The following is a 14,359-nucleotide window of genomic DNA, read 5'->3' as shown; positions in this document are numbered from 1 at the left end:
GAAACGGTTGTGAAAGTGTCAAAAACTGTTTTGACCCCAAAGAGTCAAATTAGTACCTTTCGGTTCTATGTTTCAAGTGCAAAGTTGGAAGAGGCGCAATTTTCCGCGCACGCTTTCAACTTGGGCATCAGAAAACATTGGGATATTGAAAATAAGGCGCATAAGAATAAAGATGTTATCTTTAAACAAGATAAAAACAGAGTCAAACAACCTAATCACGCTGTCAATAGAGCGATTTTGAATACCATTGTCATTAACCTGATGACAAAGTATTACAAACAAACAATCACACACAGCCAAATTTTATTCTGTTCTCATTTTCAAAATATCCTAACTATGAGTAGAACTTAACATTACTGCACCCTGCCCTCCCCCCATAGGGGAGGGTTCGAAAGCCAAATCATTTTTTTTGCATAAATGCAAAAAAAATGATACCCTATCAAAGCCCCGCCATAATAGGGGCGGGGTTTGGGGCAGTGATGTTAAATTCTAAGAATTAGGTTCGAATGTAGGGACAAGGCATTGCCTTTTCCGCAGTGAGATTGAAATAAAAAAGGAATGAACCCCACCCTGCCCTCCCCCAAAGGGAGGGTTTCAAAACCAAATTTTATTTCGCTTCAAATTTGACCAAACAAGTTTTTTTACAGAACTTAACATTACTGGGGTTTGGGGTGGGGTGCATTTAAGGCTTTTATCGTTGCAACAACACTAAGAAAATCTTAAAAAATTCAGAAATACGTTTATTGCTTGATACAAAAACGAAGGCTCTCCCAAATCCTTCGGGTCTGAAATCGTACTGCGAACCGCTATTAGGGTTTTCTGCCACTAATGGGGTTCGCTTTTTTTTCTTTGTGTGTATAAATTTGTGTAACACGGATTGTAGTCTGTTTGGGCGTTGTTACAACGGTCAGAAGGTCAAAAAACGGGGTTTTGTGCTTCGAGCAAAGCTCCTTGCCCCTCTATTCCTGTAATGTTAAGCTCTGCGAAAAACCTTATTTTGTCAAATTTGACACGAAATAAAATTTGGACTTAAACCCTAAGGGTCTTGAAGACCCCTAGGGTTTGGGGCAGGGTGCATTTGAGGCTTTTATCGTTGTAACAACGCCGTCTGTCTGAAAAATCCTGTAAAATAATTGCAAAAACAATCATAAATTTTTTGAAAATGATAAAAATTATGCAAAATCTTCTCTTTGTGTTTCTCTTGACGCTGCCTTTGGGTTTGATGGCACAAAAGAAACAGCAACCCAAAAATGAGGGTCAGAAAAATATTTCTACCCCTTTTCAGACGCGCCTGCAAGCCTTCGAAACGCGAAAACGCCTACAAGCCGAGTCTGTTGTTGGAAATGTGCCACTGCAAAATATCGCGCCTACCATTATGAGCGGGCGCGTGGTAGATGTGGCGGTGAATGAAAACGACCCTTCCGCTTTTTTGGTTGCCTATGCTTCGAGCGGACTTTGGCTCACTACTTCCAACGGCAGCACCTTCGTTCCGCTCTTTGATAATCAGGCAGTTATGACTATCGGCGATATAGCCGCTACTTGGCAGCCGCAGCCCTCTTTACAACCCAAAACCATTTGGGTAGGCACAGGCGAAAGCAATTCGAGCCGCTCTTCCTATGCAGGGGCAGGGGTCTATAAAAGCAGCGACGGGGGCAAGACTTGGGAAAATAAGGGCTTGGCAGAAACCCAACACATCAGCCGCATTATTTTGCACCCCACAGACAGCAATACCCTTTGGGTAGCGGCGATAGGGCATCTGTATAGTTCAAATCCTGAAAGAGGTGTTTTCAAAACCACCGATGGTGGCAAGACTTGGGAAAAGACGCTTTTCATAGACGACCAGACGGGGGTTATCGATTTAGCCCTCGACCCACAAAATCCAGAAGTGCTATATGCCGCCGCTTGGCAACGCAGCCGTCAGGCTTGGAATTTTGAGGAGGCAGGCAAAAAATCAGGACTCTACAAAAGCAATGACGGCGGCAAAAGTTGGCAAAAATTAGTAGAGCCACTTTCAAAAGGTTTTCCCGATTCGGAAGGCGTAGGCAGAATTGGAATTGCGATTTCACACCAAAACTCAAACGTGCTGTATGCCTTTTTAGACAACCAAGAAAAGCGCAGCCAAACCGAAACAATAGCCCAAAAAGTAGGCTTTGAAAAGGACGAAAGGGCGGCTTTGAAGATTCAGAAAAATGCCCTCGAAACCATGAAAAATGCTGATTTTCTACAATTTTCAGACGAGGACATCAACGACTTTTTAGATGCCTATCGTTTTCCGATACAATACACAGCCGAAACTATTAGAGAGAAAATTCAAACCAATCAAATTGCACCAAAAGCCTTAGCCGATTTTCTTAAAAATGCCAACGACGACCTTTTCAATACGCCCATTAAAGGCTGTGAGGTCTATCGCAGCGATGATGCAGGGCTAAATTGGTATAAAACGCACGAGGGTTATATCGATGATTTGATTTATACTTACGGCTATTATTTTGGGAGCATTGCCATTTCGCCGCTTGACGAAAATAAAATTTATATTTTGGGCGTGCCTATTTTGGCTTCTTCCGACGGAGGAAAAACTTGGGAAAATATCAATGGCGACAATGTTCATGTCGACCACCACATTCTTTGGGTCAGTCCCAAACGGGAGGGACACCTGATTTTGGGCAATGATGGCGGCATCAATATTTCATACAATAATGGAAAAAATTGGTTTAAATGCAATACCATTCCTGTATCTCAATTTTACACCGTCAATGTAGATATGGCAGAGCCTTTCAACGTCTATGGTGGCATGCAGGATAATGGCGTTTGGTACGCGCCACACACTTACAACTACTCTACGGCTTGGCAGCAGGAGGGCAAATATCCCTACCAAAATTTGATGGGGGGCGATGGCATGCAGGTGCAAATTGATACGCGCGACAACAATTTAGTTTATACAGGTTATCAATTTGGCAATTATTTTCGCATCAATAAAGCCACAGGCGAAACCAAATACATCACGCCAACGTCAATTTTGGGTCAGAAGCCTTTTCGCTTTAATTGGCAAGCCCCTATTTTGCTTTCGCGTCATAACCAAGATGTGCTTTATTTGGGTTCAAATTGTTTTCACCGCTCTTTGGACAAGGGCGAACATTTCGAAACCCTTTCTTCGGATTTAACACAGGGCGGAAAAGAGGGAGATGTTCCCTACGGCACACTTACTTCCATTTCCGAATCACCTTTGAAGTTTGGCTATTTATATGTAGGTTCAGACGACGGCTTATTACATTTTAGCAAGGATATGGGCTATACTTGGGAGCGCGTTTCGGATAATCTGCCTGCCGAAGTACGCAAACTAAACCTTTGGGTGAGCAGGGTAGAGGCTTCGCATCACGCGCTTGGGCGTGTGTATGTGAGTTTGAATGGCTACCGTTACGACCATTTCGAGTCTTATCTTTTTGTATCGGAAGATTTTGGAAAAACTTGGCAGCGGCTTGGCGTAGAAGAGCCTTTTGACAAATACGGCAATGCCCTGCCTGCCGAACCTATCAATGTGGTGAAAGAAGACCCACACAACGAAAACATTTTGTATGTAGGTACAGACCATTCACTTTATCTTTCTTTGGATAGAGGTAAAAATTTTATGGGCGTTTCCACTACATTGCCCGACGTGGCAGTGCATGATTTGGCAATTCAGGCGCGTGATAAAAAGTTGGTAGTCGCTACACATGGGCGTTCGCTTTGGCTATTAGACTTGCAATACATAGAAAGCCTCACGCCTGCCCTTTTGGAGAAGCCACTGCATTTCTATACCCTTCAAAATCAGACTTTTAGCAAAAAATGGGGCAGCAAAGCGAGCTGGTGGCAGGGCGAAAATCAGCCTCAAATGGAGTTAGTGGTCTGGTCGAATGAGGCAAAAAAAGCTACTATCATCATTAAAAAAGAAACCGAAATTTTGTATCAATTTGATACCGAACTTGAAAAAGGGCTGAATTTTATACCCTATCATTTTCAAGTGCAGGCACAGCAAGCCGAAACGAGCAAAGCGCACAAAGGCGAAAACGGCAATTTCTACCTTTCGCCTTTCTATACAAATGTTGAGGGCAAATCTGAACAGTATCGTATAGAAATTGCGACTGCCCAAAATCGCGCCGAGCAGGTCTTCGAGCTTTTTGCACCCCAAGAAGCCCCTTCGCGCCGAAAACAAAAGAAAACGCCTTAGAAAGGCTGCACCAAGCGCAATTCCAGTCGGGTTAAGTTTGAAAAATCAGTTGCCTTATTTGAAAAGACAAGCATTTTCATAGCACTTGACCTGACTGGCGTTTGGGAATTTTGAGCCTTTGCCGCTCTAATAAGGTTTTTCAAACCCAAAGAAATTCTTTCTTGTTCATCGGATAGAGATTGAATGTTCCCAAGCCCTTTGCGATAAGTGTGCCGTCTGTTTTTAGTCGGATTTCGCCACTGCATACAATAAGCCGCTTGCCCGCATGGTCTATTCGCGCTACTGCCACAAGGGTATCTTTCAGGTGAGCAGGTTGGCAGTAGTTGATTTTAAATTCTACGGTTGCGCACAAGTTTCCTTGTGTGAAGGCATAGGTGAGCGCGGAAGACCCCAAGACCGAGTCCATCAGTCCTGCCAAAGCCCCCCCATGACAATGTCCGGGCGAGCTGGTGTGCTTTTCTTCTACCAACATCTCATAACGCACTTCGCCCGGCGCAAGCACTTCCAAGCGCATGCCGTTTTCAGCGTCAAATTGATTGTGTTTATTGTAAAGTGCTACTACTTTTTCGAAGGCTTGTCTATCAAAAGCCGCCGTTTGTTCAGATTCAGAAGGGTTCATAGACCGATAAATTAGATGGAAAACTTGAAATAGAGAAGGCTTGCTAAGTTACGCTTTTTATCGGAAAATGCCCAAATTCTGCCGCCGCCTTATTCCAAAATGCGCTTGACCCCCAAAATACGCGGCTGCCAATAGTCCTGCCAAACCGAACTTTCACTGCTATCAATCACAATGCCGCGCGAGGTGGCGTGAATAACCGCAAATTCATCTACATTGGCGCGTATCACTAAGGCGACATGGCTGACGCGCCCTTTTTTTCGCCCACTTTGCGTGGATTGAAAAAAGATAAGGTCGCCCACTTCCAAGAGTCCTTCGGGTTCTATTTCCATTCCAAAGTTGATTTGAGATTGGCTATCGCGCGGCAATTTTACGCCCAACTTTTGATAAATAAACGAGGTAAAACCTGAACAGTCGAAGCCTACTTCGGGGTTACAACTTGCATATTGATAGGGCTTGCCCAAGTATTTTTCGGCTTCCAATGCCATAAAATAGCGCAAATTGGCAAGGCTATCTACTTTCTTTTGAGGGCTAAAAGGAGTCTTGCTCACTTCTTCGGCGAGCGTTTGGCTGCGCACTTGCTGGTCTAAAAGGAGTTGATAGTTCTGTGTGCGAATTTTGAAAAGACTTTCGAGGTGTTTGTAGTAAAAAAGGGCAGTTTTTTCTTTTTTATTATCTTGAAAAAAATCGGCTTCTTTTTCTATACTTTTTGCCATTTCTGTCAAGACTTCTTTTTTATGGTCTAAAACCCTTCTTTTGGGGTCTTTGCTTTGTGCCTTTCTCAAATGAATGATGCTTTTATTGAGGTGCGAAAGACGCTGCGGCGCATTGCCTTTGTTTTTATAATTTTCAAACTCCAAAAGGGCGAAAAAAAGAAGCGGCGTAGGGTCGCGCCTATCTTTTTGTGCCATTTTAGTTGCTTTTTTTAGGCAGGCTTGTTGTTTATTTTTTTGGTATAATTGGTCTAATTTTTGGAAATTTTTGTCAGGCGCAGTGGCAGCCTCTTGTGCCATTATTGGGTAGAAAGGGAAAAAGAGTCCTATCCAGATAAAGAATAAGCGGTATCGTTTGTGGCGCATGGGTAGTAAAAAGATTTGATGTTTGATGTTTTATTTGCGCTAAGATAAGCCTTTTTTTGTAGCGGTGCAAATGTTTCTGTCTGCACCAAATTTGAGCCAATAAGTGTTTTGCACCTTTTTCGGGTTCGTTTTTAAGGGTAGGAACGTGTTTTTTGTCGTCAGAAAGGGGTTTTTGAGCGAAAAAATATTAGATTTCGCTTTTTTTCTCTAAATTGTACCCAAAAGAAAGCGCACTTAAAACCCCACGTTTTCACTCTTCTTTCCAACCTTTAATCAAATTTACTAAGTATGAACGTTTTTGGCAATAAAAACAGCAAAGATGCCCCGACAGCACAGGTGGAGTCGAATAATATCATTGGGAAAGGCACTAAGATTATCGGTGACATCATCACACATGGAAATATCCGCATCGATGGCGAACTCAATGGCAACATTTCGTCTAAATCGAAGGTGGCTTTGGGCGAAAGTGCGATTCTGAATGGGAACTTACAAGCCAATCATGCCGAAATTGAAGGCGAAATCAATGGCAATATTTACGTAGCCGAGCAGCTTACCTTGAAGGCGAAATCCGTTGTAAATGGCGACATCTTTGCCCTTCGCATGGTCATGGAGCCGGGAGCAAAAGTCTATGGACAGTGCAAAGTAGGCGAAGCACCGCAGCTACAAGGCGAGTCGCAAATCGTAACGGCACAGACCAAAAAGCAGAAAGAAGGCGAAAAAATGCCTGCCTAACTTTTAAAACCTACAAGATAGGATACTATCTTGTAGGTTTTTTTCAATAAAAACAAAAATAAAAACAAAATGAATACTGCATGAGTACTGCACCTAAAAAGCCAAATCCCTATCTCAAATATACTGCGCTGGGGTCTGAAATGATTGGAGCGGTAGTCTTAGGGGCTTGGGCAGGAAATAGTTTGGATACTTATCTTGAATTTAAGTTTCCTATCTTTACCATTTTGCTCATTTTTGTAGGACTTACTTCATTTTTTATACGCCTCATTCGTGCTTTAAAACAAGACGAATAACTTTTATGACCTAAAATGATAAATGTATTTACATATTCTACAAAACAAAAACAGGGCGCAAAATTTCTTATCTTGTTGCTTTTCTTTGTCTTGTCTTTGGCAACAGTCTTGGCTTTTGTGTATCAGGTGAAAGAAATACTTTTTGCTGTGTTTTTTTTCGCGCTTACTATCTTGATAGACAAATTGGTTATCCTTTTCTTTCGCCTCGAAATTCGGAAAGATAGCCTTGTGTTTCACTCCTTTTTGCATAAAGTTGTATTTAAAAAAGAACAAATACAAGGTTTTCGCTTGGTGACGGGCAGGCAGCCCCATATCAAGTTTTATCGAAAGGCAAAATTTTTTCAAATAGGCACATTTGTCATCGAGGGCAGGATTGAAAATTATACGGAACTCTGTGAGTGGGCGCGGTTGAATTTGACCAATCTGGATAGTCAGGAGTTGCTTGCCGATGTATTGGATATAGAAAAAAACAGCCACTACGGAATTACCCTGAAAGTTAGAAAAGGGAAGCTAAGATTTTATAGAATACTCATAAATTTGCTCACACTCGCAACTGTGGCAGGGCTGCCCGCTTTGTTTTATTTTTCAACTTTGGACTTAAAAAATGAAAAATTATATTACTTTCTTTCTTTTCTGATTCCCCTTTTTTCTTTTTTTCTCTACCTTACAGGTTCGGGACTTGTCAAGATATCGGGCTACGCCAATTCGGTGCGTCCTATCATGGTGCAAAATCTATTATTGCCTGCCCTTATACTGCAATTTTATAACTTCTTGAAATATCAAAATTATTTTTTAATCAAAAGTGAAAATCATGCTATTGCAGCACTTTTTCTAACGCTCTTTTTTCTTGCTTTTTTGCTACTCTTTGAAAAAGTACGGCAATTATTGAAGGAAGATAGTCCAGCTTGGTCTTTGGTATTTTTGACATTTTCAGTGTTTTTACTTTTCTATAATTTTATTTATATCAATATTTTTACTCAAAAAAATAAAGAAAGTTACAGACAAGATTTTGTTATTGTAGGGAAAAATATCAATGAAAAAGGTAGCAGCAAGAGTCCGATTTATCAAATTAGTTTAAAATGTGAGGAAAAACTTTATGAAAAAAATAATATGAGTGTGAGTAAAGCCTTCTTCGACCGCTACAAAAAGGGTGATAAGTTACCGATAGTATTATACAAAGGTGGTTTTGGTTTTGAATATTATATTCTTTATTACGACTAAATTTTTTGTTTTAGCTTTCGGATAGGGAAAGCCCAATGATGTTAAACGCTAAAAGTTAGGCGCAAATGTAGGGACAAGGCACTGCCTTCTTTGAAGCAAAATTGAAATAAAAAAGAGTTTTCATACCCAAAAATAAAATTTAGCTAAGTTTTATTCTGTAAAAAATACTCTTAATACTAATAATTACTTCAAATTATTTGTAATATTTTATCAAAAAATTATACTAAAAATTGTATGAAATTTATTCACAAAAAATCCATATAATTTCCTACCCTGCCTATTTTTCGTGCTGCTGCAAAATAAAAGTTGTGGCTTTCAGAAAAAAAGCGTAATTTAAGCCCTAATTTCATTATCCTATCCTCCACTGTCATTTTTTGTGATGCCTGAACGGATTTTGTCGTTGTATGGAAAAAAATAAGCCCCCTAAAAAAGACGCGCCCAACGCGCCTAAACCCGAAGGAACGCCTCGCGTATCTTTGGATAAAATAGAGGAAAATGTCGCCTTTTCCGCACCGCTTTCTAAGGCGGAGCAGGAAGAGGAGGAATTGTTGCGTTCCTTAGATGAGTTCAAGCGCATGGTTACCGAACACAAAGAGGAAACCATTGATGAGCCGATAGAGTATGCCGAAGCCAAAAACGACCGAACCTATTTGCTACTCTTGGAAAATGGCGAAATTCCACAAAAGGAGGAAGTCAAACTGATTTATGAAAACAATATCAAAAACGTTTATACGGGGGTGCGTCCGCAAAAAAAGCCGCTCGAAAACCTGCAAACAGGCGACGTTTTGATGCGAGGGCGTAGGGTCTATCTCAAAGTTTTTGCCGACGAGGAAGAAAATCCCGACAAATATCAGCCCGACCAAACCGATATAGACCTCTCCGATTTGGAAGAACAGGAGCAGGAGTCGCTTCAAAAAAATCTTACCAAAGGCATCGAGCGCAAAATAGGTGAGATTGTAGAGGAGAGCAAGCGCGATTTTGAAGCCTTTGTCGCCGAAAATTTGATGAGCAAAATAGGTATGCTTTTGCTTATTGTGGGGATTCTCTTGCTTATCAATTTGGGCATCGAAAGGGGTTACATTTCCAACGGCGGTCAGTTGCTTATTGGGCTTACTTTGGGCGGCTTGATGCTTTGGCAGGGCAATCGAGTGCGCAAACAGAATACTATTAGCAGCCTTTTGGTCTTGGGCGGGATAGCGGTTTGTTATTATACTTCGTTCAAATTTTTCGACGATTTTGATATTAGTAATCAAATTGTCGCTTTTCTTATCAATTTCTGTATCACCTGTTTGGCTTTTGGCATAGCCGTTTGGCACGACAAGAAAAACTTGGGCAATATGGCAGTGATTATGGGCTTTCTCACTACCTATTGGGTCATTAAAAATACGGCAATGCTCGAATATGAAGACGGCAGTTCGCAACTCAATTATAGCGTCGTCTTTACCTATTTGCTCCTCCTCAACGTCTTAGGATTGGCAATTTCTTACTACAAAAAATGGATTCACGTCAGCACCATCAGTTTCCTCACTTCTATTGTCGTCTTTTCATGGTGGCTGCTTTTTGAGGCAAACTTTATTTTGGTACAGGATATAAACAATGCGATTGTTTTTGCAACGCTTTATTATTTGGTGTTTTTCCTAACCAACGTCGTTTTTAGTGTCAAAAAAGGAATTCCGCTTAGTGAAATGAACTATTTGGTTTTGATAACCAATAGCCTTTTTTACACTTTTTCTATGTACGTTGTGATGAATCGAACCGATAATCTGCCTTATTTCAATTGGTTTCTTATCTTTTCGGGCATCTTTCATGCCATCTACGGCAGCGTTTTGTATCTGCGCAAACACGAAGACCAAAAGCTACACTACACCACTTTTGGGGGTGCCATTTTCTTTATTTCCTTAGCGGCGGTGCGCCTACTTGCCAAAGAACATTGGAATACTTTTTTTGCAATAGAAGCCGTATTGCTTATGTTTTTAGGCATCAGGCTCTCTCTGCCCCTACTCAAACGTGCCGCTACGATTGCTACCGTTTTGCTGGTCGTTACGCTTTTTATGAACTGGTTTAGTTTTTATCAAAAAGAGTATTTGATGCGCTTTTTCTTCAATGGCGCAACTTTTTCGACACTCTTTACCCTTTCGGCTTTGGGCTTGCTTATCTTCTTTATGTCTTCCCAAGACGATTTAGAGGAGATGGGCTTTCTGCCTACCGCTTCTTATCTGGATTTACTTTCGAGCTTTATCATCTTTATCTTGTTTTTGCAAGGAAACATCGAGCTTTTATACCACAATGTTTCTAATTTTGGTAATAATTCTTTCAGATGGCTGCTTATCGGTTGTTTCAACTTGCTCTTTCTATTGGGTTTGCGCCTTTTTGGAAAAACATTTCACTACAAAGCCACTACGCAAAATTCGAGTTTGCTCTTGGTCTTGATGGGGGTTCTCTACCTATTGATGGGACAGATGCAAGCCGTTGCGCTGCGCAACGAACACTTGGAAGGCGTGGCGGCAGGCTTGGAAAGTTCTATTTTCGTCAATGAGTACGCCTTTGAACAGTTCTTTTTTCATTACCTTAATTTAGCCCTGACTCTTTTCGGTTTGGCGTGGATTTTATATGATTTGGCGCACAAAGAGAACGCAAACCCTACTCAATTCACAACTTTATCCTATTATACCTACCTTTTGGCAATGGTTTATGCCACTTGCGAATTGGTGCATTTGGGTACGATAGTGCTTTTTGAAAGGGGCGATATAGTAGAGGAATTAGTGGATTTGATTCAAACTTATAGCTTTGTTCCTTTCTGGGCAATGCTTTCTTTCGGCTACGTGATTGCGGGCATGCGTTGGAAACTGCGTGAGATGCGCGTCTTTGGTATGGTCTTGCTTATCTTGGTTTTGGGTAAATTTTTTATCGTCGACTTCTGGCGATTCGAACTCTTGGGCAAAATTATTTCGCTTATCGTGATAGGTATTGTCCTATTGCGTATCAGTTGGATATACAACCAATTACATTCTATCACAGTTGAGGGGCAATTAGCCGACCTCTACAAAGAGCCAGAAAAGTCTTTGAAAGACCAGATTAAGATGCCCAAAGGCGGACGCATTTCTTCGGAACGCCTGCCTACGGTAGAATCTTTCCGCAAGTTTTGGCATAAAATTAAAGATGAAACAAAGCCTAACGACGATTCGGAGGGCGAAAAAGAGCAATAACTCGCATGAAACGCCTTTCATACGCCGATTCGGTTTTGTTTTTGGAAAAAATAGTAGCTCAAGATAGGAACGACCTTTTTTGGGACAAAAAGAAAAACATACTTTGGGGCAGGCAGGGCGAGGAAAAATCTTTCGCCTTTCGCTTTCCCCTACCCTTTCCCGCGCCACTACCCGAAGAGTCTTTGGCTACTTATGTGGAGCGATTGCCGCTGCTGCCGCTGCCTTACCATCTAATTTTGGTGCAGGCGGGCTATGCGGCGTTGGCATACGCCGAAGAGGGGCAAATTTTGAAGCACAAAGCCATTACTGCTTACATGGTGCGAAAAAAACAGGGACGCGCCCAACTCAATTACCTTAAAACGAAGGGCAAATCGCGATTGGGGTCGCGTATCAGACTTCAAAACACAATACTTTTTTTTGAAAATATCCACAAAAAATTGAAAGAATGGGGCAAAGTTCAAAATAGCTGCCGTTTTATTTACAGCGGTACGCCTACTATCTGGCATCTGCTTTACGAAAGCAAAGCCAATCAAAATTTTGAAAGAAAAGACTCACGCTTTATCAAAGTACCGCTTTCGGTGAGAAAACCAAATTTTATGGAAGTGCGCCGCATCAATGCCCACATCAAAAAGGGGCGTTTGCTTCTCCTAAATCCTAATCTTTCGCCTGCCTTGCCCGATTTGGAAGAAATTGAATGGTAAGCCGTAACCTTTTAAAAGGATTTGCGTAAAACAAACCAAACGGTCGGTATTTCTTAATATGGAAAACACACGCGATTATATTTTAGCCACAGCCTTTCGTCTTTTTTTAGAAAAAGGCTACAAAAATACAACGATGAGCCAATTAGTAGCAGCTTCGAAGGTTTCGAAAGGGGCTTTCTATCACTATTTTGCCAGCAAGGAGGCACTCTTTGATGCAGCCTTGGAAACCTACTTCTTCGCCCTTGCTGCCCCTATTGTGGCTTACGAATTTGATGCACAGCAGCATTTTAGAAAAAATATTCAAGATTATTTGACAGCGAAAAAAGCGGTAGCGGCTAATATTGCAAAAAGTTTAAATTTATCTTTCAATTCAAACTATATTCAAGTTTTACTGGAAGCTATGCAACTTTTTTCGCACCATCGAGAGCGTGCCGCCAAATTGCTCGACAAAGAATTAGCCCTCTATGCGGCTATTTTCCGTCAGGGGCAGGCGCGAGGTGAAATTAAGCCTACGCTTGAAGTGGAAATCTTAGCCAAGCACTTTTATTTCCTCCTCGATGGTTTTGAGCTTCATGTCTTTGTTCTGCATCAACTTAGTCCAGAAAAGTACGCCGAAGTCGAACACATCATCGAGCAGTTTTGTAGCCTGATTGAAGGCTAAGGGCTTGCTTGTGTTTTTTTAAAACGAAACAAACCAAACGGTCGGTTTTTATTCAAAACGCAAATTATACAAAAATGATTGAAGTTAGAAATCTTACCTACGCCTACCTACAGGCGCAAGTGCCTACCATTCAGGGGATTAGCTTTGAAATCGGGAAGGGCGAAATCTTTGGCTTTTTAGGTCCGAGTGGGGGCAGGAAAAAGCACGACGCAAAAAATACTAACGGGCTTGCTCAAAGGATACGGCGGCGAGGTCTTTATCAATGGTCGCGAATTGCGTCAGTGGAAGACAGATTTGTACTATCAAATTGGCGTTGGCTTCGAACTTCCGAATCATTACGGCAAACTTTCGGCTTTTGAGAATTTAGCTTTTTTTGCTTCCTTTTATCAAAATAAAGTTTCTATTTCTGAAAAAAGAATAATGATGCTTTTGGAAAGAGTAGGACTGGGCGCAGCGGCACACAAGAAAACAGCAGACTTTTCGAAAGGAATGAAGATGCGCCTTAATTTTATCCGCGCCTTGCTGCACAATCCGCCCATCTTGTTTTTAGATGAACCTACTTCTGGGCTTGACCCTGTCAATGCCAAAATCATCAAGGATATGATTGCGGAACTGGTGCAGGAAGGAAAAACCATCATGCTCACCACACACCACATGCATGATGCCGAACAGCTCTGCCACCGTTTGGCTTTTATGATTGAAGGGAAATTGCCACTTATTGAATCACCAAAAAAACTAAAATTGCAATATGGCAAGCGATTATTAGAGATAGAATATGGCAATCCTACCCAAAAGAAAGTCTTTAATTTAGACAATCTACCAAAAGAGGAGGCATTGCCTATCCTACTCAAAACGGAGTATATCCACTCGATACACTCGCAGGAAGCCACCTTAGAAGATATTTTTATCGAAGTTACGGGAAAAAAATTAGTTATCTAAATCTTAAACAATATGAAAACCTTATTACAACTTACCCTTTGGGAATTGCGTCTGCAATGGCGTGAGCGCATCTTGGCAGTCGTGATGCTCATTACAGCCTTGTATGTGGCACTTTTTTCTTATTTCGATAACCTGCCTACTGCTTTGGTGGTCTTGCTCATTAGCACAGACCCTACTATGTTGGGCTTTCTTTTTATAGGAGTTATTATTTTATTTGAAAAAAGTGCAAATACCATTCAATCTTTGTTGGTTACACCAATTCAAAAATATCACTATTTAGGCGCGAAGGCGTTATCGCTTACCCTTGTCGCGCTTGTAGCGAGTACGATAATGGCGTGGGCGGCTCAAAAGAATTGCAACTACTTTGTCCTTGCTTTGGCAGTTTGTCTTTCTTCGTTCCATTTCGTTTGGATTGGCTTTTTAGGGGTTGCAAGAGTAAAGACAATCAATCAATATTTCTTTATTTTTCCTTTCCTACTAACGCCTTTGATGCTGCCGCTGCTCAATTTTTTTGGCTTGACAGATTCGCTTTGGCTTTATGTTTTTCCCTTTCAAGCCTGCCTGCTGCTTTTTCAAGCCGCCTTCGAGCCGCTCCAAACTTGGCAGTGGCTCTATGCCCTACTTTACCTCCCTTTGAGTACGGCTTTGATTTATTACGCGGCTGAAATTTTTTATACAAAATATCTTTTAAAATAAAAACAAAAAAT

Annotated in this window: 12 protein-coding genes; 10 read left to right on the top strand and 2 right to left on the bottom strand. The window is 41.3% G+C overall.

Translation table 11 applies throughout. From position 1 onward, the window contains the following. Both G500_RS24095 and G500_RS24090 read left to right on the top strand, forming a co-directional pair. A partial coding sequence (locus G500_RS24095; protein WP_027003512.1) for a transposase occupies nt 1-351 on the top strand: 351 nt, incomplete at its 5' end. An 823-nt stretch (nt 352-1,174) separates the two neighbouring features. Then, nucleotides 1,175-4,204 carry a WD40/YVTN/BNR-like repeat-containing protein gene (locus tag G500_RS24090; protein WP_035757975.1) on the top strand — a complete coding sequence of 1,010 codons (3,030 nt, stop codon included), beginning with the start codon at nt 1,175-1,177 and terminating at the stop codon, nt 4,202-4,204. A gap of 139 nt (nt 4,205-4,343) precedes the next feature. Here G500_RS24090 and G500_RS0117685 read toward each other — a convergent pair whose 3' ends face one another. After that, a complete protein-coding gene (locus G500_RS0117685; protein WP_027003511.1) occupies nt 4,344-4,823 on the bottom strand; it encodes a PaaI family thioesterase in 480 nt (159 codons plus the stop codon). Between the two features lie 89 nt (nt 4,824-4,912). Continuing rightward, nucleotides 4,913-5,899: a C40 family peptidase gene (locus G500_RS25260; protein ID WP_051203828.1), complete on the bottom strand. Its 987-nt coding sequence runs from the start codon at nt 5,897-5,899 to the stop codon at nt 4,913-4,915. A 288-nt stretch (nt 5,900-6,187) separates the two neighbouring features. Between G500_RS25260 and G500_RS24080 the strand changes: the two genes are divergently transcribed. The 8 genes from G500_RS24080 (at nt 6,188) to G500_RS0117635 (ending at nt 14,348) form a co-directional block, all read left to right on the top strand. After that, entirely contained in the window at nt 6,188-6,631 is a 444-nt protein-coding gene (locus G500_RS24080) for a bactofilin family protein (protein WP_051203825.1), read from the top strand. Nucleotides 6,632-6,711: 80 nt separating this feature from the next. Further along, nucleotides 6,712-6,924 (top strand): AtpZ/AtpI family protein, encoded by a 213-nt coding sequence (locus tag G500_RS24075; RefSeq protein ID WP_035757908.1) that lies wholly within the window; start codon nt 6,712-6,714, stop codon nt 6,922-6,924. 15 nt (nt 6,925-6,939) lie between these two features. Next, nucleotides 6,940-8,145: a hypothetical protein gene (locus tag G500_RS0117665; RefSeq protein WP_027003510.1), complete on the top strand. Its 1,206-nt coding sequence runs from the start codon at nt 6,940-6,942 to the stop codon at nt 8,143-8,145. Between the two features lie 404 nt (nt 8,146-8,549). Continuing rightward, complete coding sequence (locus G500_RS0117655) at nt 8,550-11,351, top strand: DUF2339 domain-containing protein (protein WP_027003509.1); 2,802 nt, start codon at nt 8,550-8,552, stop codon at nt 11,349-11,351. 5 nt (nt 11,352-11,356) lie between these two features. Further along, complete coding sequence (locus tag G500_RS25255) at nt 11,357-12,052, top strand: hypothetical protein (RefSeq protein WP_051203823.1); 696 nt, start codon at nt 11,357-11,359, stop codon at nt 12,050-12,052. A 58-nt stretch (nt 12,053-12,110) separates the two neighbouring features. Next, nucleotides 12,111-12,713, top strand: a complete 603-nt coding sequence (locus tag G500_RS25250; protein ID WP_027003508.1) for a TetR/AcrR family transcriptional regulator — start codon at nt 12,111-12,113, stop codon at nt 12,711-12,713. Between the two features lie 186 nt (nt 12,714-12,899). Then, entirely contained in the window at nt 12,900-13,652 is a 753-nt protein-coding gene (locus tag G500_RS24060; protein ID WP_281169345.1) for an ABC transporter ATP-binding protein, read from the top strand. Nucleotides 13,653-13,664: 12 nt separating this feature from the next. Continuing rightward, a complete protein-coding gene (locus G500_RS0117635) occupies nt 13,665-14,348 on the top strand; it encodes a fluoroquinolone export ABC transporter permease subunit (RefSeq protein WP_027003507.1) in 684 nt (227 codons plus the stop codon). The last annotated feature ends 11 nt before the right edge of the window (nt 14,349-14,359 follow it).

The sequence above is a fragment of the Hugenholtzia roseola DSM 9546 genome, from assembly GCF_000422585.1.
Taxonomy (GTDB): Bacteria; Bacteroidota; Bacteroidia; order Cytophagales; family Bernardetiaceae; genus Hugenholtzia; species Hugenholtzia roseola.
This window is presented reverse-complemented; position numbering and strand designations above follow the sequence as displayed.

Excerpts from the sequence above, each read along its gene's own strand:
- G500_RS24080 (WP_051203825.1), top strand. The coding sequence starts at position 6,188 with ATGAACGTTTTTGGCAATAAAAACAGCAAAGATGCCCCGACAGCACAG.
- G500_RS0117635 (WP_027003507.1), top strand. The coding sequence starts at position 13,665 with ATGAAAACCTTATTACAACTTACCCTTTGGGAATTGCGTCTGCAATGG.
- G500_RS25250 (WP_027003508.1), top strand. The coding sequence starts at position 12,111 with ATGGAAAACACACGCGATTATATTTTAGCCACAGCCTTTCGTCTTTTT.
- G500_RS25260 (WP_051203828.1), bottom strand. The coding sequence starts at position 5,899 with ATGCGCCACAAACGATACCGCTTATTCTTTATCTGGATAGGACTCTTT.
- G500_RS24090 (WP_035757975.1), top strand. The coding sequence starts at position 1,175 with ATGCAAAATCTTCTCTTTGTGTTTCTCTTGACGCTGCCTTTGGGTTTG.
- G500_RS25255 (WP_051203823.1), top strand. The coding sequence starts at position 11,357 with ATGAAACGCCTTTCATACGCCGATTCGGTTTTGTTTTTGGAAAAAATA.
- G500_RS24075 (WP_035757908.1), top strand. The coding sequence starts at position 6,712 with ATGAGTACTGCACCTAAAAAGCCAAATCCCTATCTCAAATATACTGCG.
- G500_RS0117655 (WP_027003509.1), top strand. The coding sequence starts at position 8,550 with ATGGAAAAAAATAAGCCCCCTAAAAAAGACGCGCCCAACGCGCCTAAA.
- G500_RS0117665 (WP_027003510.1), top strand. The coding sequence starts at position 6,940 with ATGATAAATGTATTTACATATTCTACAAAACAAAAACAGGGCGCAAAA.
- G500_RS0117685 (WP_027003511.1), bottom strand. The coding sequence starts at position 4,823 with ATGAACCCTTCTGAATCTGAACAAACGGCGGCTTTTGATAGACAAGCC.